This window comes from Pollutimonas nitritireducens, assembly GCF_002849615.1.
Lineage (GTDB): Bacteria > Pseudomonadota > Gammaproteobacteria > Burkholderiales > Burkholderiaceae_B > Pollutimonas > Pollutimonas nitritireducens.
Genome location: NZ_PDNV01000013.1, coordinates 92895 through 111560 on the forward strand (window position 1 = coordinate 92895; position 18666 = coordinate 111560).

Below are 18666 nucleotides of genomic sequence, written 5' to 3' on the forward strand. Positions count from 1 at the left end.
CATCCTTCAACGTGGAACCCCCCATCGTCATGTTGAACATCGTCCTGATCACAGGAATCTCCGGCTCCGGTAAATCGGTTGCACTGCGCTTGCTTGAAGACGCGGGCTACACCTGTGTCGACAACCTGCCCGTGCGGTTTCTGCACGATTTCATCGCCAGCACGCGCGAAAGCGGCCTGGAGCGTGTTGCCGTGTCCATCGATGTGCGTTCACCCGGCGAAATCAATGAGCTACCCGATGTGATCACCGGCCTACGGTCTATGGGAACCGCATTCCGGGTCATTTTCCTGGATGCCAACGACCACACCCTGCAGCAGCGCTATTCCGAGTCGCGGCGCCGCCATCCCCTGACCAACCGGTTGCAGGCTGGCGGGAAATCGCCTTCCCTGCAAGAATGCATCGATACCGAACGCGAAATGCTGGCGCCACTGCGCGAGCAGGAACACGTAATCGACACCTCTGACCTGACGCCCGGACAGCTGCGCGCCTGGGTACGCGACTTGGTCCAGGCCGACCGCGCGCCTGTCGTGCTGACCTTTGAATCGTTCGCCTACAAGCGCGGCGTGCCAGGCGACGCCGACTTGGTGTTCGATGTGCGGTGCCTGCCGAACCCTCATTACGACAGTGCCTTGCGCCCGTTGACCGGACGTGACGAACCCGTTGCCAAATGGCTGGGGCAATTCGGCAGCGTTGAAACCATGATTGAAGACATTGCCGGATTCATTCGGCGCTGGTTGCCACTTTATATGCAAGATACCCGCAACTACCTCACAGTGGCCATCGGTTGCACGGGCGGCAAGCACCGATCAGTCTACGTCACCGAGCAGCTTGCCCAGCGCTTTGCCGATCATTCTCCCCTGCTGATCAGGCACCGCAACCAGCCGCCCCCCGATACGCCATGACATCACCACGCTACCTGATCCCCCTTGCCCTATGCATCATTCTCGCCATACTTGCCGGCTGCTCCACGCCCAAGACTGGAACCAAGGTCGGCAGCAGCAGCGGCGCCACACGCGGTGGCGGCTACTACAAGGATGACGGACCCGGCTCGAACATCCCGCCCGGCATCGAGAACATCCCCGACGCCGTTCCCCAGGTCGAACCCCATTCCCCGTCCAACTTCCGGCCTTATGTTGTATTTGGCAAAAAGTACGTTCCAGTCAGCGATGAAAAGCCCTTTCGCCAGGAAGGCACGGCATCCTGGTACGGACGCAAGTTTCACGGCAAAAAAACCGCCAATGGCGAAACCTACGATATGTACGCCATGTCGGCAGCCCACCCGACATTGCCCATACCCAGCTATGCGCGCGTCACCCATGCCAAGACCGGGAATTCCGTGATTGTGCGCGTCAATGATCGAGGGCCGTTCCATAGCAGCCGCATCATCGATGTCTCCTACGTGGCGGCGGCCAAGCTGGGCCTGATAGGCCCCGGCAGCGGCCAGGTCATCGTCGAGGCCATTACCAACGACGATATACGGAATACGCGTATGGCCAGTGCACCGGCCGCGCCCCGGACGACACAGGTCAGCGTAGCGCAGCCTGTCGAGGCCCGAGAGGCACCGTCGAGGATCGCCGCAAACAAGCAGCCGCTGCCCGATGCGCTAGAGGTACTTCGGCTCAGCGAGGCTAAACCTGCAGCAGCTCAATCCACAAGCGCCCGACCTGGCGTAGCCCAACCTGACGCGCTGCAAGCGCTCCTGACCGATGATCGGATCGGCCACATCTCCGCGGCCAGCACAGGCACTCAGGCCCAGATGGCGCAGTCCCCGTCCAGCCCAGGACAGATCTATCTTCAATTCGGCGCGTTCAGTGCCCCGCACACCGCCAATGGCCTGGCTCAGAAAATCAACCAGCAAATCAGCCATGTCGAAAGCCGACCGGCCAGGATACGCACTGCCAATGAACTGTATAAAGTTCAGATAGGTCCTTATTCTTCGCGCACCGAGGCTGTGAATGCGGCCTTCCGCATCCGTGAAGTCACGGGCATGCAAGCCACGCTTGCCTTGAGCTAGAAGTTTTTCGACGCTGCCCGGCTTCGATGACGTTGCCCGGGGTGGGTGGGGGCAGTCCGGCGGCGTGCTTGTTTCCGCGTCTGCCTCGTCCAGCCGGGCGTCGGCCGAACTCCCTGCGCTTCGCTCCGGTCAGACAACGGCCGACGACACCCCCCGGCTTCCCTTCGTCAGCCCGCGGCGCACGCCTACACGCCGCACTGCCCCCACCCACCCCGTACAACTGCGCAATAAGAAACTTGCCGGCCTTACACTGGCAAGCGCAGGCAATCCGTGGTGAAAAATTTCTGGCCGAGAGGGATGCAAATGGTCCTTGGCCAGGCCCACCGCGTTGATCGTACCGGTCTATCTCTAGAAGTGTGGAATCCGTGGTTGGCTTGGCGTACACGATGGTTAGCACGCTCGTCCAAGCCTCGCTCCTGCAAAAAGGTGGGTGTGTCGGGGACTGTGCAGGCGCCTCGCGCACGCCGTTTCGGTCAGTCCCATCGAGGAGGCAAGACCGCGGCTGTCTGAGCCCGGCGGGTGTCGGGCCACTGGCCCGACCGGGCGAGTTCCGCGGTCGCCTCGATGGGGCTGGCCGAAACGGGTACCCGTGGCAACGCCACGGGCGTAGCGCGTGAAGCCGAAACAGGCCGCGACACACCCGCCTTTCTTAAGAACGAATAGCCGACCCAATGAACGAATAGCCGTCCCAATGAACGAATAACCGTCCCCAACGCCTCCGCGCTGCAGCGAGCCGCATAAGCACCTCGACCAAAAATCCTAGCCCGTCTTCTGACGCCCCAGCGCCAAAGCGTATAAAGTATCCCGCGGCATTCCCGTGACTTTGGCAGCCACCTTGGTCGCATCCCGCAATGACATGGTCTCCAGCAAAGCGTCCAGCAATACCAAGGCCGACGGATCGACATCTTCCGTAGCCCGGGCGTTGTCGGCTTCATGCACGATCAGCACAAATTCCCCCTGGCTGCGATGGGCATCCCCGGCCAGCCACGCCGCCGCATCGGCCAGCGGCATGGTGACCACCTGCTCGAAGCGCTTGGTCAATTCGCGCGCGATTGTCAATTTGCGCAAAGGCCCGCAAACCTGCAGCATGTCCTTCACGGCAGCGGCCAGTCGATGGGGCGATTCGAACATCACGATAGGCGCTGGCACGGCGCACCAGCGCTGCAACCACTTCTGGCGGGCACCGGCCTTGGGCGGCATGAAACCGGCAAACACATAGGCCGGATTCTCGTCCGACGTAACGCCGCTGGCCATCAGCGCCGCAATGACCGCGCTGGCGCCTGGAATGGCAATCACGCCATAACCCGCCTCGCGTGCGGCGCGCACGATGCGGGCTCCCGGGTCGCTGACTGCCGGAGCCCCCGCATCTGACACCAGCGCCACCCGTTCCCCGCGCGACAAACGATCGACGATCGCCTGAGCCGCCTCGGCTTCGTTATGCCGATGTGCCGCAATCAGAGGCGTGCTGACGCCCCAGGCATCCATCAGCGGCCGGCTTGCGCGCGTGTCTTCGGCGGCGATCACGTCACAGCGGGCCAGCGTCTGCCAGGCCCGCAAACTGAGATCGCCCAGGTTTCCTATGGGCGTTGCCACGACATAGAGCGTGGCGGCGGGCCAGTGCTGCGCGTCCACCCGTTCGGTGAGACGTTTCCATGTCGTAGGCGTATCTGAAAAATCGGGTGTTTCACTCATACTGGGAAACAAAGCCTTTAGAAGGATAAAAAGATGGACCCTGAACAACGCCTGTATGACCTGGCGCAAGCCGCGCAGAAGGTGGCCCTGCGCAAGCGACGGCGCATCGAACGCCGCAAAATCCGGGAAGCAATGCTGGCGCCGGAAACCGGCGCTGAACGACCGCAACCGCGGCGTTCGCCGACGCAGAAAGCGGGCCACCAGGGCGAGGAACAGGCCCGCCGGCATCTGCAGGCCCATGGCCTGATCATAGTAAGCCGAAACCTGGCGGCCAAGACCGGCGAAATCGACCTGGTGGCGCTGGAAGGCGACATACTAGTGTTTATCGAGGTCCGCCAAAGGCACACGCAGCAATACGGCGGCGCGGCCGCCAGTGTAAACCGGGACAAGCAGCGCCGCCTTATTCATACTGCACAGTATTTCCTGCCACGACTGACCCTGCGCTACTGCGGTGGTGTTACACCCGCCTGCCGCTTCGACGTAGTCAGCCTGGAACCCGCGGGCCTGGTTTGGACAAAGGCCGCATTTACCCTGTAGTCGCGCCGCATCGCTTCGCGTCACATGCGTGACAGAAGATTACTTCCGTTCACGAATTTTGCATTCGAACATGAGATAATGGTGAGTATGGACATGACCTCTCACATGACGTCGCATTTCAACGACGCTATCGACGCTTTCAAAGTCAGCGCGCGCGAACTTGCCGCGCCCTTGTCCGCTTCCGTAGACCTGGTCTTCGGCTCGCTGGCCAATAACGGCAAGATCCTCGCTTGCGGTAATGGCGGCTCGGCGGCCGACGCGCAGCACTTTATCGCCGAACTCGTCGGCCGCTTCGAACGCGACCGCCTGCCACTGGGCGGCGTGGCGCTCAATACCGACACCTCCATCATGACCGCCGTCGGCAACGACTACGGATTCGACGCTATTTTTGAACGCCAGGTCATTGCATTGGGCCAGCCGGGCGATGTCCTGGTGGCCATATCCACCAGCGGCAATTCCGCAAACGTCATCCGGGCCATTGAAGCCGCACACGATCGCGAAATGCCGGTCATCGCGCTCACAGGGAAAGGCGGCGGAAAAATCAGCGAAATCCTGTTCGACACCGATATCCATTTATGCGTTCCGCACGACCGCACCATGCGCATCCAGGAAGTACATATCGTGCTGCTGCACGCCTTGTGCGACGGTATCGACGCGCTATTACTAGGAGACACGCTTTAATGTCTACACCACAACGCGCTCCACGCCTAATGCTGGCCACCCTTGCCCTGGCCGGCATCACCGCCCTATCGGGCTGCGGATTGCTGGTGGTGGGCGGAACCGCCGCCACCACCGCCTCGGTTGCCACTGACCGGCGCACAACCGGTGAACAGGTCGAAGACCAGGCCATCGAAATGAAAGTGGCCGCCGAAATGCGCAAGCTGTTCCCCGGCGACAATGCACGAGTCAATGTCACGTCCTACGGTGGCATTGTGCTGCTGACGGGCGATATTCCCGTCGGCCAGGACAAAGAGCGGGCAACCGCCGTGGCCAAGCAGGTCGAGAAAGTCAAAAACGTTGTCAACGAGCTTCGCGCCGGCGAGGTCACTCCCATCAGCGTCCGAAGCAATGACACCTGGCTCACCTCCAAGGTGAAAGCCACGCTCATCAACACCAAGGGCGTCCCCACGCGAACCATCAATGTCACCACAGAACGCGGCATTGTTTATCTTCTCGGCAGGGTCACCGCCGCCGAAGGGCAAATGGCGGGCACCGCGGCGTCCGGGGTCAGCGGCGTGAACAAGGTAGTAAAATTATTCGAGATCGTTCCGGCATCAAGCATCAACGAACCCATCGCAGCGCCGGCAGCCCCCGTGCAAAGCGGCGGTTCCACCTCCTCGCCGTCACAGCCCGCCGGTGCTGGTAGCGGCGCCGGCGGCGTAGAAACCATGCCGGTTCAATAAACAGGCATGGTCGAATGAACATGAAAAAAGCGCTCATAGGCATCGTCGTCGTGCTTGCCCTGGCAGGGGCGGGCATTTGGCAATTCGCGGGCTCGGCCAAAACGGTGCCCGACCTTACTTTCACGTCGTTGACGGGCGAAAAGATCACCACGCAAGATCTGCGGGGCAAGGTGGTGCTGGTCAAGTTCTGGGCAACCAGCTGTGTCACGTGCATTGCACAAATGCCCGATACCATACAGAACCATATCGACTTATCGCCAAAGGGCTTCGAGACCATCGCCGTTGCCATGCAATACGACCCGCCCAATTACGTCAAGAACTACGCCGACACGCGCAAGCTGCCATTTACCGTGGCCATCGACTCGCAAGGCGACATTGCCAAGGCTTTTGGCGATGTAAAACTGACCCCCACCACTTTCCTGATCGACAAGGAAGGCCACATCATCAAGCGTTACCTCGGCAATTACGATAAAGCCGCTTTCCTGAGCACCGTCAACAAGGCGCTCGGGTAAGTTGGGCAGCCAGTCGGGCCCATATGGCCAGTTTCATATTCAGCACCCGGGAATGCCCAGCATCCCGGGTTTTGCACATCTAACGGGCCAGCAAGCCCCAACCTTGAAAAGCGGACATGACCATTACTAGCGATTCCACAAGCCATTCTTCCACTGTCAAGGCAGCCGTACTGTCGGAGGCGCTGCCCTATATACGCCAGTTCCACGGCAAGACGGTCGTCATCAAATACGGCGGCAACGCCATGATCGAAGAATCGCTGCAACGCAGCTTCGCCCACGATGTCGTCTTGCTCAAGCTGGTCGGCCTCAACCCCGTGGTGGTGCATGGCGGCGGTCCGCAAATCAATGCCGCGCTCAAGCGCATCGGCAAGGAAGGCACCTTCATCCAGGGCATGCGCGTCACCGATGCCGACACGATGGAAGTGGTCGAATGGGTACTGGGTGGCCAGGTGCAGCAAGACATCGTCATGATGATCAATGAAGCCGGCGGCAAGGCCGTGGGGCTCACCGGCAAAGACGGCTGCCTGATCCAGGCCAAGAAGATGATGATGGAAGACAAGGAACACCCGGGCCAGATGCTGGACATTGGCTTCGTGGGCGACATCACGCGCATCGAACCCGCTGTGGTCAAGGCCTTGCAGGACGATCAGTTCATTCCGGTCATATCGTCCATAGGCTATGGCGAAGACGGCACGGCCTACAACATCAACGCCGACGTGGTCGCCGGCAAGATGGCCGAGGTCCTGGGTGCTGAAAAACTCATCATGATGACCAACACGCCCGGCGTACTGGACAAGAACGGCGAACTGCTGCGCAAGTTGTCGGCCCAGTCGATAGACGAACTCTTCGCGGACGGCACGATCTCGGGCGGCATGCTGCCCAAGATCTCGTCGGCGCTGGAGGCGGCGCGCAATGGCGTCAATGCGGTCCATGTGGTCGATGGCCGCGTACCCCATTGCCTGCTGCTGGAAATCCTGACCGACCGCGGCGTCGGCACCATGATCAGTTCGCACTGAGCGCCATGCGGGCACTTCGAACCGTTGTTGCGTCGCATCGCCCGTCGGCTCCGGCGGGCGCCGCCGGTGCGACGGGCTCAGCCCAGACAGTCTGGCTCTTCGATCTGGACAATACGCTGCACGACTGCTCCAAGGGCATATTCGGCGCCATCGACGCGGCCATGGCCCAGGCCGTGGCCACGACGCTGGATATCGACATGGACGCGGCCAACGTGCTGCGCAAGACCTACTGGAAGCGCTACGGCGCTACGGTAATCGGCATGGCGCGCCATCATGACGTGGACGCTGGCGCCTTTCTCGAACTGAGCCACAACTTCGACATCGCCCCGCTGGTGCATTGTGAAAACGGCCTGTCGCGCAAGCTGCATCTGTTGAAAGGCCGAAAAATCGTCCTGACCAACGCGCCCTTGAAGTATGCCCGCGAGGTGCTCAAGACACTGGGCATCCTGCATCATTTCGAAGGCCTGTGGGCCATCGATCACATGCGGCTGCAAGGACACATGCGCCCCAAACCGTCAGCGGCGCTTATGCGGCAGATCGTGGCCCGGCTGCGGGTGCCGGCCAGCCAGGTGGTTCTGGTGGAAGACACATTGCGCAACCTGAAAACCGCCCGCCAGGTCGGCATGCGCACCGTGCATATCTTTCATCCGGGCACGCCTTTTTCCAGCCTGCACAAAGGCCGCGGCCAATATGTGGATGTGCGCGTCAACTCTGTCGGAAAACTGCTGTCCGGCCGGCATCAGCTAGGCCATCGCGGTCGCCCGTTGCGTCGCCACCTTGGCGATGCCCACATACCGGGCATGCCGGATCACGCTTAAAGCGTATGGTGTTCCATTGCATGGTCAGCGCGTCCAGGCACAGCATGCGCCCGACCAGCGGCTCGCCCATGCCGGTCAATACCTTGATGGCCTCGGCGGCCTGTGTGCTCCCCACGATGCCCACCAGGGGCGCCAGCACGCCGGTGGTGGCGCAGCGCAGCTCTTCCACGTCGTCGGCTTCGGGAAACAGGCAGTGATAGCAGGGCGCGTCATCGTGCCGCAAATCAAAGACGCTGATCTGCCCGGCAAACCGTATGGCCGCGCCTGATACCAGGGGCTTGCGATGCGCCACGCACGCCCGGTTGACCGCGTGCCGGGTGGCAAAGTTGTCGCAGCAATCAAGGACCAGGTCCACAGCCGCCACCTGCTCGGCCAGATCGTGGTCGTCCAGGCGACGCACCAGAGCCTGCACCTGAATCTCGGGATTCAACGCTGCCAGGGTCTTCTTGCCGGATTCGGCCTTGAACGCGCCTATGCGGTCGGTGGTATGCAGGATTTGCCGCTGAAGATTGCCCAGATCGACCTCGTCGTCGTCGGCCAGCACGATATGCCCCACCCCCGATGACGCCATGTAGAACGCGGCTGGCGATCCCAGCCCGCCCGCCCCGACAATGAGCACCCGGGCCGCGAGCAGGCGCTCCTGGGCTTCGATGCCGAACTCGTCCAGCAGGATATGCCTGGCATAGCGCAACAACTGCTGGTCGTCCATCATGGTGTCTTGATCAGGCCGTCCGGTGTGATTCTGTAACGCTCCAGCTGGCTCTCATTCGGATTCACTGGGCTTTTTTTTTCAGCGGCTGGCGCAGTCTTGCTGGCCGGTGAAATGATTTTTTCGGGGATGCCAGGCTCGCCGGATTTGGCCGTTTCACTGGCCTTTCCGGCTTTCAGCGCCAGCGAGGGATCTGTCTTTTTGACAGGCCGCCCCTCGAGGAAATTGATTGCCTGCTTCAGCTGATAGTCGTCGGCGCCCCCGAACTCGAACATTTTAGGTTCGATCTTGTCTTCTTCGGCGGCGGACTTGGCAGCTGCTACTTCGGCCTGTGCACCATTGACCAGGTGCCTTTGCAGGTCGACTTCGCGCGGCAGGCGGAACAAGTCCCCCTGCGCGGTGTCATCGACCTCGATGTCGGGCTCGACGCCCGTCACCTGGATGGAACGGCCGGCCGGTGTGTAATAACGCGCGGTGGTCAGCTTGATGCCGGTGTCTTCGCTAAGCGGCAACACACTTTGCACCGAGCCTTTGCCGAACGTGCGATTGCCTATGACCTTGGCCCGCTTGTGATCCTGCAGGGCGCCCGCCACGATTTCGGATGCGGACGCGGAGCCGACGTTGACCAGCACCACCATGGGTACCGTTTTGCTCCAGGGAGCGATATTGGCCAGGGAATCGGACGGACCGCCGTTCAGGAACCCGCGCATGTAGTCGGACGGCTTGGCGAAGTATTCGCGATTGGACGATGGCACGCGGCCTTTGGTGGATACGACCAGCACGTTGGGTTGCAGGAAGGCCGACGACACGCCGATGGCGCTATCGAGCAAGCCGCCAGGGTCGTTGCGAAGGTCGAGCACCAGCGCTTTCGGGGGCGCCTTGGCGCCCAATGCTGTCAGCTGCGTGGCCAAGTCGGACGCGGTGCGCTCCTGGAATTGCGCAATACGTATGTATGCAATGTTGTCGTCCAGCATCTTGCTGCGCACGCTACGCACCTTGATCAGGTCGCGCACGACGGTGACAACCACGGGTTTGTCGCGGCCCTGGCGCATGATGGTCAGGATGATGGACGTTTGCGGTTCGCCGCGCATCAGCTTGATGGCGTCGTTGAGCGTCATGCCCTTGGTGGGCTTGCCGTCGATGTGGGTGATCAGGTCGCCGCTGAGTATGCCGGCGCGCGCCGCGGGCGTGTCTTCGATTGGCGCAATGACCTTGGGCATGCCGTCTTCGCTGCCGATTTCAATGCCGAGCCCGCCGAAGCCGCCCTGGGTGATGGCTTCCATTTCCTTGAACGCCTCGGCATCCAGGTAGGTGGAATGCGGGTCAAGGTCGGCGAACATGCCCTTGATGGCGTCGCCGATCAGCTGCTGGTCGCCCACGGGCTCGACGTAGCTGCTTTTTATGGCCGCGAACACATTGGCGAACTGCTGGAGTTCTTTAAGCGGCAAGGGTTCGCCGCGTTGCGCGGCTGCCGTTATACCCAGGCTGATCAGAACGCCGCCAAGCGCGCCCGCCACTACCAACCCAAAACCGCCAAACCTGCGAGCGCTCATGCACATTCCCGAATTAATTGAACTGAAATTACCGCCGCCACAACCCCGCAGGGTGTCATATCAACGTCGTTATACAAATAGTACCGAATTTACTGACGTAACCAAAGCAGCGGATTCACCGGCGTGCCCTGGTGCCGGATTTCAAAGTATAGACCCGAGTCCACCTGCCCGCCCGTGGCGCCCACCGTCGCGATCGTGTCACCAGTATCGACGATGTCGCCTACACGTTTCAATAGGCTCTGGTTATGGCCATAGACACTAAGGTACTTGGCACCGTGATCCACGATGATCAGGTTGCCGAACCCCCCCAGCCAATTGGCATAGACGACCCGTCCCGGCGCAATAACGCGCACCTTGGTGCCTTCGGGCGAACGCAGCACAATGCCGCGCCATAGCCCGCCCTCGGGCCGTTCTGCACCGAAACGCCCCAGCACGTCGCTGCTGCGCACCGGATACGGCGCGCCCCGCTTCAGTCCAGAAAAACCGCCGGGTGGCGCCAACTGCGGTTGCGCAATGCCGGGCGCGGATCCCTTTATGGATTCCGTACCCAGGTTTTCCGGTGGCGGCGTGGGCTTGGGCGGCGGGCGGGCTGCCGCCTCTTCGGCGGCCCGAGCCTCGGCACGGGCACGTTCCACTTGCAGCCTGGCTCTTTCCGCCTCTTTTTCGTCCTGCAGGCGTCGTGCGCGCTCTTGGGCCGCCCTGGCGTCCTGCTCGGCCTTGCGAGCCGTCGCACGTGCACGTTCGAGTTCACGGCGCCGCTCCAGCGCCGCCTGCCTGACCTGTTCAGCTTTGCGCGCCTCGTCGGCCTTGCGTTTTTCCTCGGCTAACCGCGCTTCCTCGGCCTGGCGGGCAATGGCTTTTTCCAGACCCTCGACCAGATCGCCCAGGCGCTGGTCGTTACGCTGCAGGCGCTCGGCCTGGTTGCGCTGTTCTTTCAATGCACCGCTGATGCGCTCGAGCACTTTCTCGCGCTCGGTTTTCTGCTCTTCCAGCGCCTCTTTTTGCTTGGCTGTATCTTTTTCAAGGCGCACCAGTTCTTTCTGATGCGCTTCGGAGCTGGCCTGCAACACGGCAAGCTCATCCAGGGCTTGGCGCACGGCGCGCACGGCCTCGGCCTGCGCCTTGGAGATATAGCCCAGATAACTGAGGTCGCGTCCGATGGTTTGCGGATCGTCGCCCGACAGCAATGCCGTCCAGGGCGACAGACCGCTGGCGTACTGCGCCCGCAGCTGGTCGCCCAGTTCCTGCTGGCGCGTCCCCAGCTGCTTTTTCTGCTTCGCGATTTGCGTCGCCAGCTTTTTCAGTTCGAGCTCGACGCGATCCTGACGCCCAGCCAGTTCCGTCAATTGGCGATTGGTGGACGAAATCGCCGATTCGGATTCCTTCAGATCGTTGGCCGCATCCCGACGCGAGGATTCCTGGCTGTCGATTTCCTTTTGCAGCGCCTGGATGCGCGCGCGCAATTCGGACTGCTGTTTCCTGGCCTCGGCCTGCTTCTGCGCAAGCGTGGGCTCGGCCGAACAGGCGATTCCCGCCCACAAGGCCAGTACAACAGAACCGAACGCACGTCGCATGCTATTCCTTGGACGCCTTGCCCTGATTGGCCACGGCAGCCATTGCCGCTTCGATCTCGGCCGGGTCGCCCAGATAGTAGTGGCGTATCGGGCGCAAGTCGTCGTCCAGTTCGTACACCAGGGGCTGACCCGTAGGTATATTCATGTGGACAATGTCTTCGTCAGATATGCCGTCCAGATGCTTGATGAGCGCGCGCAGGCTGTTGCCATGCGCGGACACCAGCACCCGGCGGCCGGCCCGGATGGCGGGCGCGATGGATTCATTCCAGAAAGGCAACACGCGTTCCACCGTGTCGGCCAGGCATTCGGTGGCGGGCAGCTTGTCGGCGGCGATTTTGGCATAGCGGCGGTCGAAACGCGGATGACGCGGATCATCGTAGGCCAGCGGTTCGGGTGCAATGGCATAGGCCCGACGCCAGATCAGTACTTGTTCATCGCCAAACTTCTGCGCCGTCTCGGCTTTGTTCAGGCCCTGCAAGGCGCCGTAATGGCGTTCGTTCAGGCGCCAGCTAAGACCCGTGGGGGTATGCATGGCATCCATGGCGTCCAGTGCGATCCACAACGTGCGGATGGCGCGTTTGAGGACCGAGCAATACGCCAGGTCGAACTCAAACCCCTTTTGCTTGAGCAGCTCGCCGGCCAGCCTGGCCTGTTCGCGTCCGGTTTCAGTCAGGTCGACGTCGGTCCAGCCGGTGAATCGGTTTTCGAGATTCCACTGGCTCTCGCCGTGTCGCATCAGAACAAGTTTATGCATAAGAAAAAACGCCTAAAAGTTGAAATTCGCTGTCCATTTTATAATCGTCTGATTCTGTCCTTTTTCCAAGGACATATTCGGGATATATCGTGGACTTTTTTCTAGATCAGAACAACCTTATTGTCATATTCGTTGCCATCGCGTCGGGCGTCATGCTGTTGTTGCCCAGCATACTGAAAGGTGGCGGAAAATCCGTCAGCGTGCAGGAAGCCGTGCAGCTGGTCAACCACAAGCAAGGCACTTTCCTGGACATACGCAGCGCAGATGCCTTCAAGACCGCAAGCATACCGCAGGCGCGCAATTTGCCGGCCGCCGATGTAACGAACAAGCTGGGCACCTTGCCCAAGAACAAGCCTATCATCGTCGTATGCGACCAGGGCCGGGAGTCCGCGAGAATTGCGGGCTCCTTGCGCAAACAGGGCTACGAAGAAGCCGTCAGCCTTGCCGGCGGCTTGCAGGCATGGATCAAAGACGGCCTGCCCTTGTCCAAGAAATCCTGATCGCTTGTTTTTTCATCCCTAGGAATCATCATGGCAACCGTAACAATGTACAGTACCGGCGTATGTCCATACTGCGTCCGTGCCGAAATGCTGCTCAAGCAGCGCGGCGTGACCGAAATCGAAAAAATCCGCATCGACCTGAACCCCGAACAGCGCGCCATCATGATGGAACGCACCGGCCGGCGTACGGTGCCCCAGATCTATATTGGCGACACGCATGTGGGCGGCTACGACGACCTGGCAGCGCTGGATCGCGCCGACGGCCTGATGCCCCTGCTTACCGCCTGATATTCATGGCAATCCATTAATCCACACCCCTTTCAGGAAACACTATGGCCGACCAGAACCAAAACAGCCACGGCAACGAAGACAGCCAGGACCCCAGCTTCAGCCTGCAGCGCACCTACGTCAAAGACCTGTCGCTCGAAATGCCCAATGCACCGCAGATCTTCCTGGAACAGGAAAGCCCCACCGTCGAAGTGTCGATCAACGTCGGCGGCCAGCGCCTTGCCGAGACCGTCTACGAAGCCACCGTAACGGCCACGGTCACCACGCGCGTCGGCGACAAGGTCCTGTACCTGGTCGAAGCCACGCAAGCCGGTATTTTCGAAGCGGCCAACATTCCAGCCGACCAGCTGGATCCGCTCATCGGCATCGTGTGCCCCACCATGCTCTATCCCTACCTGCGTGCCAACATGGCCGATGCCATCACGCGTACGTCGCTGCCGCCACTGCACCTGGCCGAGGTCAACTTCCAGGGCTTGTACGAACAGCGCATCGCCCAGTTGGCCGAAGAACAGAAGGGCCAGCCGGACTCCGGCCTGATCCTTCCTCCCGGCATGACCCGCCAGTAAGGCTGCACATGAGCGCTTCAACCCAGCGTACTCGCGTGGCGGTACTCGGCGCGGGCAGCTGGGGCACGGCGCTCGCGGCACTGGCCTGTTCGCAGGCCGACACCCTTATCTGGGCGCGCGATCCGGCAGTCGCACTGGAACTGAATCAGCAGCACCGCAACGCGCGCTATCTGCCCGACATCGCCCTGCCCGGCACCCTGCGCGCCACGTCAAGGCTGCAGGAAGCCATCGAACACGTATGCGCAGACGACGTCGAACACGGCTTGATCATCCTCGGCGTGCCCGTGGCGGGTCTGCATGATGCCTGCACGCAGATCGCCGCCGCGCTGGACAGGCGTCGCGGTACGCGTTGTGACGCGCATGCCGGAACACCTGGCGACGCGCCGTCCAGCGCGCGTTGCGAGGCGCTTTGCGGGGAACGCATTACCATCATCTGGACCTGCAAGGGCTTCCAGCACGAAACCGGTTTGCTGCCCCACCAGATCGCACAGAATGCGCTTTCCCAATGGCCGGAGCTGAACCTGGGCGTACTCTCGGGCCCGTCCTTCGCCCACGAGGTCGCACAGGGGCTTCCCGTTGCCCTTACCCTGGCAACCCTCGGGCCGCAGCACGAGAACGCCGCATCCGACGTTCTGGCCGCCCTGCACGGCACGAATGCCCGTATCTATACCAGCACAGATGTCATCGGCGTGGAAGTCGGCGGAGCATTGAAGAACATCATGGCCATCGCCTGCGGCATTTCCGACGGCCTGGGTCTGGGCACCAATGCGCGCGCCGCGCTCATAACCCGGGGCCTTGCGGAGATGCAGCGCCTGGGGCTCGCCCTGGGCGGGCAGCCCGAGACGTTCGCTGGCTTGACCGGCCTGGGCGACCTGGTACTTACCGCCACCGGCGCGCTGTCGCGCAACCGCCAGGTGGGGTTGGCCATAGGCCAGGGCCAGACACTGGACCAGATACTGGCGGGCGGCGTCACGGCAGAAGGCGTGCGCTGCGCACGCGCAGCTCGCGACCTGGGCCGCCTGCACAATGTGGATTTACCCATCACCGCCGCCGTCTGCGGCGTACTTTTTGACGGTCTCGCTCCGCGCGAAGCCGTATCCAGCTTGCTCGCGCGCGAAGCCCGCGCCGAAGCGGCCTGACGCCTATCTCAACAAGGAAATCCCGATGACTGGCTTTTCAACGATGCGACGCCATTTGAATTTGTCCGTGCTCAGCCTGGCCACACTCGGTGCGCTGCTGCTTGCGCCGGCTGCGGGCGCCGCCGACTGGCCCAGCCGACCCGTGCAGTTGGTCGTCCCCTTCCCGGCGGGTTCCTCGCCAGACACACTGGCGCGCGCGATTGCAGAGCCTTTGGCCAAAGACCTGGGCCAGCCAGTGGTCGTGGAAAACAAGCCGGGCGCCGGCGGCAATATCGGCACGCGCCACGCCAGCAAAGCCAAGCCCGACGGCTACACCTTGCTGCTGACGATCAATGGGCCCATGGTCACCGCGCCCACGCTCTACAAGAACTCGCTGGGATACGACCCGCTGACCGACCTGGATCCCATCAGCCTGGTGGGCACCAGCCCCAACGTGCTGGTCGTGCCCAAAGACTCGCCGGCCAAGAATCTGAAGGAATTCGTGCAACTGGTCAAAGACCAGCCGGGTGCGCTGAACTACGGCACCGTAGGCCCTGGAAGCTCATCGCATTTGGGCATGGCCATGCTGGAACAGGAAGCCGGCATCACGCTGCAGCAGATTCCGTACACCGGTTTTCCGCAAATCACCACGTCCATCATTGCCGGCGACATCCAGGCCGGGTTCATGGTGCCGGGCGTAGCCATGCCGCAAGTCAATGCCGGGAAGATGCGCGCGCTGGCCATTACCAGCCTGGAAAGCAGCGAACTGCTGCCCGGCGTCCCGACCATGGCATCGCAAGGTTATCCGGGCTTCGAATCGATTTCCTGGGATGCTATCTTCGTACCCGCCGGCACGCCGGTCGATATCGTGGGGCGCCTGAACACGTCTATAACCAAGATATTGGCGATGCCCGATGTGAAGCAGAAAATGGCATCGCTGTACTTCACCCCGGCGCCTTCGACGCCGGCAGAACTGACGGCGATGATCAAGGCTGAGAAAACACGCTGGGATGAAGTGATTGAACGCCTGAACCTATCGCTGGATTGATCTGATTGACCTAAATCCAAGACAAGCCGGGTTGGGTGCCGAAGTGCCACAACCCGACGGTTCGTCTACACGCTGCCCGCGAAGCCTGACTGGCGCCAGGCTTCGAATACCGTCACCGCCACGGCGTTGGACAGATTAAGGCTGCGCTGCTGGGGCATCATCGGCAGGCGCAGACGCTGTTCTGGCGGAAAGAATGCCATCTGTTCGGGCGTCATCCCGGCCGTTTCCCGGCCAAATACAAAAACGTCACCCGGCAGAAATTGAGCCTTGCCGATCAGTTGCGTGCCTTTGGTCGTCAGGGCAAATCGCCGTTCCGGCGCCCCGCCTATTTTTTCAAACGCCAGGGCAAGATTGTCATGCACCTGCATGGTGGCCCATTCGTGATAATCCAGGCCGGCGCGCTTCATGCGCTTGTCGTCCAGCTCGAAGCCCAGGGGTCGAACCAGGTGCAGACTGGCGCCGGTGTTGGCCGCCAGCCGGATCACATTGCCGGTATTCGGTGGGATTTCAGGCGAGACAAGAACGATATGAAACATGCGCGGCAGGGCCGATCAGGAACGCGCGGTCCAGGCAACCAGATCGGTCACCAGGTTCTTGAACAGCTCGCGCAATACCGGGTAACCCCCGGTAGGTCGCAGCGTGATTTCGTCCATGTACAGCTTGCGATTGACTTCCAGCTGCAAACTATGACGGTTATTGGCCGGGTCGCCATAGCGGCGAACCAGTTCCACGCCTTTGTACGGCGCGTTGATGGAGACTTCGTAGCCGCGTTCACGCAGCCATGCGCCTACGAATTCGCGAAATTCAGGGGCGCTGGTGGTGCCGTCGCGATCGCCCAGGACAAAGTCGGGGTGCACCAGGCCAGGCGTGTCGGTGGCATAGGCCCCGGCAACGCTGGGCATGGAGTGGCAGTTGATATGCCAGACTTTGCCGTGCTTTGCATGGACGGCGTCCAGCGTTTGCTTGACGGCGCCATGGTATGGCTTCCAGCACGCGTCGATACGGTGCCGGACTTCATCGATGGACAGCTTGCGGTCGTACAGCGGCGTGCCGTCGTCCAGCATGCGCCAGATCAGACCCTTGCCCAGGCGTACCTTGGGCGAATCGGGTACCGGTTCAGGCCACGGCGCGTCGAGCAGCAGCGCGTCGATTTCTTCTTCACTGCGGTTGGCGTCTATGTAGGCACGCGGAAAGCGCGCCTCGACCAGAGGAACGCCCAGCGCCGGGGCATCGCCCCAGAGATCGGCGACCCAGGTATCTTCAGCGGTACGCAGCACACCCGCCGGCACCGCGGAATCGAAATCCGGCGGATAGGTCGTGCCGCTGTGCGGCGAATCCAGTACCAATGCTGCCGGACTGGATTCCGGCATATGGAGCCGGTACGAAAGAGGATGGGTGTGCGTGTGCAACGTCATAGTGAACCAGATACGGTAAAGAAAGGGTTAGTCGATGGAAATACCGGCTTGCTTGGCGACGACAGCGCTCTGGTCGATACGGTCGGAGATTTGCTTGGCAAATTCAGCCGGCGTATTGCCGATAGGAGCCGCGCCCAGGGAAGCAAGGCGTTCGATGACCTCGGGCGACTTCAAGACCTTCACCGTGGCGGCATTGAGCTTTTCCAGGATGTCGGCAGGCAGGCCAGCTGGGGCAATAAGCCCGAACCACGAGGCATCGTTGACTTCAGGAAGGCCGACTTCGGCGAAGGTGGGGACGTCCGGCAGGGCGGCAACCCGCTGCGGCCAGGCCACGGCCAGGGCGCGCAGCTTGCCGGATTTCACGTGTGGCAGCGAGGTAGGCAGGTTGTCGAAAAAGGTGTCAACTTGTCCGGCCAAGGTATCGGTCAGTGCGGGGCCCGAACCACGATACGGCACGTGCAGCAGGTCGGTCTTGGATGCCATCTTGAACAGTTCGCCCATCATGTTGGCGACGGATCCATGGCCTGCCGATGCGTAGCTGAGCGCGCCTGGCTCTGCCTTGGCCAGTGCCACGAATTCCTGCATGTTCTGCGCCTTCACCTTCGGATTCACCGTCACGATGTTGGGTACGGCGGCCACGTTGGTGATGGGAGTGAAGTCTTTCTTGGCGTCGAAGGGCAGCTTTTTGTAGACAGCCGGGTTGATACCGTGCGTGCTGACCGTGGCAATGCCCAGCGTGTAGCCGTCGGGCTTGGCCTTGGCAATGGCATTGCTGCCGATGGAGCCGCCCGCGCCGCCGCGGTTTTCCGCGACAACGGTCTGGCCCAGTTCAGCGGTCAGGCGTTCGGCCACGATGCGACCGACCACGTCGGTGGTGCCGCCTGCGGGAAACGGAATGATCAATGTAATAGGACGGCTGGGATAGCTTTCGGCCTGGGCGGATGCAACCATGGGCATTACTGCCAGGGCGCCGATCATAAGGCCGAGAATACGTTTCTGGTGTCGCATGGGATGTAGCTCCTGAAGGTAAAACGGATCGTCGATGACGCCGCATGGACCGATTCTAAGTCCCGCACATTGTTGCAGCGACGTAACAATGGCACAAGCGAAAGAAAGTGCGTATCATATTCCTGATTGGAATACCTGAAA

22 protein-coding genes are annotated in these 18666 nt (G+C 61.5%); 14 read left to right on the forward strand and 8 right to left on the reverse strand.

The genetic code is table 11. The annotated features are described in order from the left end of the window. Positions 1 to 29: 29 nt before the first annotated feature. The 3 genes from rapZ to CR155_RS20845 all read left to right on the forward strand — a co-directional run bounded on the left by rapZ (position 30) and on the right by CR155_RS20845 (position 2677). Positions 30 to 902, forward strand: coding sequence for an RNase adapter RapZ (gene rapZ / locus CR155_RS18275; RefSeq protein ID WP_102071524.1), 873 nt, complete (start codon positions 30 to 32; stop codon positions 900 to 902). Continuing rightward, the gene (locus CR155_RS18280; RefSeq protein WP_102071467.1) at positions 899 to 2014 is read left to right on the forward strand and encodes a septal ring lytic transglycosylase RlpA family protein; all 1116 of its coding nucleotides are present in this window, start codon (positions 899 to 901) and stop codon (positions 2012 to 2014) included. The genes rapZ and CR155_RS18280 overlap by 4 nt, the downstream gene beginning before the upstream one ends. Before the next feature lie 519 nt (positions 2015 to 2533). Further along, on the forward strand, positions 2534 to 2677 hold the full coding sequence (locus tag CR155_RS20845) for a hypothetical protein (RefSeq protein WP_158238304.1): 144 nt from the start codon (positions 2534 to 2536) through the stop codon (positions 2675 to 2677). A 96-nt stretch (positions 2678 to 2773) separates the two neighbouring features. Here the strand turns inward: CR155_RS20845 and rsmI are convergent, their stop codons facing one another. Then, positions 2774 to 3706, reverse strand: a complete 933-nt coding sequence (gene rsmI, locus CR155_RS18285) for a 16S rRNA (cytidine(1402)-2'-O)-methyltransferase (RefSeq protein WP_102071468.1) — start codon at positions 3704 to 3706, stop codon at positions 2774 to 2776. A 33-nt stretch (positions 3707 to 3739) separates the two neighbouring features. Here rsmI and CR155_RS18290 point away from each other — a divergent pair, with 33 nt between their 5' ends. The 6 genes from CR155_RS18290 (at position 3740) to CR155_RS18315 (ending at position 7992) form a co-directional block, all read left to right on the forward strand. Continuing rightward, complete coding sequence (locus CR155_RS18290; protein WP_102071469.1) at positions 3740 to 4243, forward strand: YraN family protein; 504 nt, start codon at positions 3740 to 3742, stop codon at positions 4241 to 4243. 87 nt (positions 4244 to 4330) lie between these two features. After that, positions 4331 to 4924 carry a phosphoheptose isomerase gene (locus CR155_RS18295; RefSeq protein WP_199171817.1) on the forward strand — a complete coding sequence of 198 codons (594 nt, stop codon included), beginning with the start codon at positions 4331 to 4333 and terminating at the stop codon, positions 4922 to 4924. Then, entirely contained in the window at positions 4924 to 5646 is a 723-nt protein-coding gene (locus CR155_RS18300; protein WP_102071471.1) for a BON domain-containing protein, read from the forward strand. The genes CR155_RS18295 and CR155_RS18300 overlap by 1 nt, the downstream gene beginning before the upstream one ends. Positions 5647 to 5666: 20 nt before the next feature. Then, complete coding sequence (locus tag CR155_RS18305) at positions 5667 to 6158, forward strand: peroxiredoxin family protein (RefSeq protein WP_102071525.1); 492 nt, start codon at positions 5667 to 5669, stop codon at positions 6156 to 6158. A gap of 116 nt (positions 6159 to 6274) precedes the next feature. Further along, positions 6275 to 7174, forward strand: a complete 900-nt coding sequence (gene argB, locus CR155_RS18310) for an acetylglutamate kinase (RefSeq protein ID WP_102071472.1) — start codon at positions 6275 to 6277, stop codon at positions 7172 to 7174. Between the two features lie 5 nt (positions 7175 to 7179). Next, entirely contained in the window at positions 7180 to 7992 is an 813-nt protein-coding gene (locus CR155_RS18315) for a pyrimidine 5'-nucleotidase (RefSeq protein WP_102071473.1), read from the forward strand. Here CR155_RS18315 and CR155_RS18320 read toward each other — a convergent pair. From CR155_RS18320 to gpmA, 4 genes are all read right to left on the reverse strand, one after another. Next, complete coding sequence (locus CR155_RS18320; RefSeq protein WP_102071474.1) at positions 7880 to 8701, reverse strand: HesA/MoeB/ThiF family protein; 822 nt, start codon at positions 8699 to 8701, stop codon at positions 7880 to 7882. The genes CR155_RS18315 and CR155_RS18320 overlap by 113 nt on opposite strands. Then, complete coding sequence (locus CR155_RS18325; RefSeq protein ID WP_102071475.1) at positions 8701 to 10254, reverse strand: S41 family peptidase; 1554 nt, start codon at positions 10252 to 10254, stop codon at positions 8701 to 8703. The genes CR155_RS18320 and CR155_RS18325 overlap by 1 nt, the downstream gene beginning before the upstream one ends. A gap of 89 nt (positions 10255 to 10343) precedes the next feature. Next, positions 10344 to 11828, reverse strand: a complete 1485-nt coding sequence (locus CR155_RS18330; RefSeq protein WP_102071476.1) for a murein hydrolase activator EnvC family protein — start codon at positions 11826 to 11828, stop codon at positions 10344 to 10346. Between the two features lies 1 nt (position 11829). Next, positions 11830 to 12582 (reverse strand): 2,3-diphosphoglycerate-dependent phosphoglycerate mutase, encoded by a 753-nt coding sequence (gpmA, locus tag CR155_RS18335; RefSeq protein WP_102071477.1) that lies wholly within the window; start codon positions 12580 to 12582, stop codon positions 11830 to 11832. A gap of 89 nt (positions 12583 to 12671) precedes the next feature. Between gpmA and CR155_RS18340 the strand changes: the two genes are divergently transcribed. Genes CR155_RS18340 through CR155_RS18360 form a run of 5 tightly spaced genes read left to right on the forward strand, consistent with a single transcriptional unit; the run spans position 12672 to position 16102 of the window. Next, positions 12672 to 13082 carry a rhodanese-like domain-containing protein gene (locus CR155_RS18340; protein ID WP_102071478.1) on the forward strand — a complete coding sequence of 137 codons (411 nt, stop codon included), beginning with the start codon at positions 12672 to 12674 and terminating at the stop codon, positions 13080 to 13082. Between the two features lie 30 nt (positions 13083 to 13112). Further along, positions 13113 to 13370, forward strand: a complete 258-nt coding sequence (grxC, locus tag CR155_RS18345; RefSeq protein WP_102071479.1) for a glutaredoxin 3 — start codon at positions 13113 to 13115, stop codon at positions 13368 to 13370. 44 nt (positions 13371 to 13414) lie between these two features. Next, complete coding sequence (gene secB, locus CR155_RS18350; protein WP_102071480.1) at positions 13415 to 13936, forward strand: protein-export chaperone SecB; 522 nt, start codon at positions 13415 to 13417, stop codon at positions 13934 to 13936. 8 nt (positions 13937 to 13944) lie between these two features. Continuing rightward, a complete protein-coding gene (locus tag CR155_RS18355; RefSeq protein ID WP_102071481.1) occupies positions 13945 to 15075 on the forward strand; it encodes an NAD(P)H-dependent glycerol-3-phosphate dehydrogenase in 1131 nt (376 codons plus the stop codon). Positions 15076 to 15100: 25 nt separating this feature from the next. Beyond that, positions 15101 to 16102 carry a Bug family tripartite tricarboxylate transporter substrate binding protein gene (locus CR155_RS18360; protein WP_102071482.1) on the forward strand — a complete coding sequence of 334 codons (1002 nt, stop codon included), beginning with the start codon at positions 15101 to 15103 and terminating at the stop codon, positions 16100 to 16102. 65 nt (positions 16103 to 16167) lie between these two features. On the opposite strand, the gene CR155_RS18365 is transcribed toward CR155_RS18360, so the two are convergent. The 3 genes from CR155_RS18365 to CR155_RS18375 are packed head-to-tail and all read right to left on the reverse strand — an operon-like array spanning position 16168 to position 18525. Continuing rightward, positions 16168 to 16638, reverse strand: coding sequence for a tRNA (cytidine(34)-2'-O)-methyltransferase (locus CR155_RS18365; protein WP_102071483.1), 471 nt, complete (start codon positions 16636 to 16638; stop codon positions 16168 to 16170). Between the two features lie 15 nt (positions 16639 to 16653). Next, entirely contained in the window at positions 16654 to 17517 is an 864-nt protein-coding gene (locus CR155_RS18370; protein ID WP_102071484.1) for an N-formylglutamate amidohydrolase, read from the reverse strand. 27 nt (positions 17518 to 17544) lie between these two features. Further along, entirely contained in the window at positions 17545 to 18525 is a 981-nt protein-coding gene (locus tag CR155_RS18375) for a Bug family tripartite tricarboxylate transporter substrate binding protein (protein WP_102071485.1), read from the reverse strand. Positions 18526 to 18666: the final 141 nt, after the last annotated feature.

Bases quoted from the DNA above. Each gene is read 5' to 3' on its own strand.
- rapZ (WP_102071524.1), top strand. From the start codon at position 30: ATGTTGAACATCGTCCTGATCACAGGAATCTCCGGCTCCGGTAAATCG.
- CR155_RS18280 (WP_102071467.1), top strand. From the start codon at position 899: ATGACATCACCACGCTACCTGATCCCCCTTGCCCTATGCATCATTCTC.
- rsmI (WP_102071468.1), bottom strand. From the start codon at position 3,706: ATGAGTGAAACACCCGATTTTTCAGATACGCCTACGACATGGAAACGT.
- CR155_RS18290 (WP_102071469.1), top strand. From the start codon at position 3,740: ATGGACCCTGAACAACGCCTGTATGACCTGGCGCAAGCCGCGCAGAAG.
- CR155_RS18295 (WP_199171817.1), top strand. From the start codon at position 4,331: ATGGACATGACCTCTCACATGACGTCGCATTTCAACGACGCTATCGAC.
- CR155_RS18300 (WP_102071471.1), top strand. From the start codon at position 4,924: ATGTCTACACCACAACGCGCTCCACGCCTAATGCTGGCCACCCTTGCC.
- CR155_RS18305 (WP_102071525.1), top strand. From the start codon at position 5,667: ATGAAAAAAGCGCTCATAGGCATCGTCGTCGTGCTTGCCCTGGCAGGG.
- argB (WP_102071472.1), top strand. From the start codon at position 6,275: ATGACCATTACTAGCGATTCCACAAGCCATTCTTCCACTGTCAAGGCA.
- CR155_RS18315 (WP_102071473.1), top strand. From the start codon at position 7,180: ATGCGGGCACTTCGAACCGTTGTTGCGTCGCATCGCCCGTCGGCTCCG.
- CR155_RS18320 (WP_102071474.1), bottom strand. From the start codon at position 8,701: ATGGACGACCAGCAGTTGTTGCGCTATGCCAGGCATATCCTGCTGGAC.
- CR155_RS18325 (WP_102071475.1), bottom strand. From the start codon at position 10,254: ATGAGCGCTCGCAGGTTTGGCGGTTTTGGGTTGGTAGTGGCGGGCGCG.
- CR155_RS18330 (WP_102071476.1), bottom strand. From the start codon at position 11,828: ATGCGACGTGCGTTCGGTTCTGTTGTACTGGCCTTGTGGGCGGGAATC.
- gpmA (WP_102071477.1), bottom strand. From the start codon at position 12,582: ATGCATAAACTTGTTCTGATGCGACACGGCGAGAGCCAGTGGAATCTC.
- grxC (WP_102071479.1), top strand. From the start codon at position 13,113: ATGGCAACCGTAACAATGTACAGTACCGGCGTATGTCCATACTGCGTC.
- secB (WP_102071480.1), top strand. From the start codon at position 13,415: ATGGCCGACCAGAACCAAAACAGCCACGGCAACGAAGACAGCCAGGAC.
- CR155_RS18355 (WP_102071481.1), top strand. From the start codon at position 13,945: ATGAGCGCTTCAACCCAGCGTACTCGCGTGGCGGTACTCGGCGCGGGC.
- CR155_RS18360 (WP_102071482.1), top strand. From the start codon at position 15,101: ATGACTGGCTTTTCAACGATGCGACGCCATTTGAATTTGTCCGTGCTC.
- CR155_RS18365 (WP_102071483.1), bottom strand. From the start codon at position 16,638: ATGTTTCATATCGTTCTTGTCTCGCCTGAAATCCCACCGAATACCGGC.
- CR155_RS18370 (WP_102071484.1), bottom strand. From the start codon at position 17,517: ATGACGTTGCACACGCACACCCATCCTCTTTCGTACCGGCTCCATATG.
- CR155_RS18375 (WP_102071485.1), bottom strand. From the start codon at position 18,525: ATGCGACACCAGAAACGTATTCTCGGCCTTATGATCGGCGCCCTGGCA.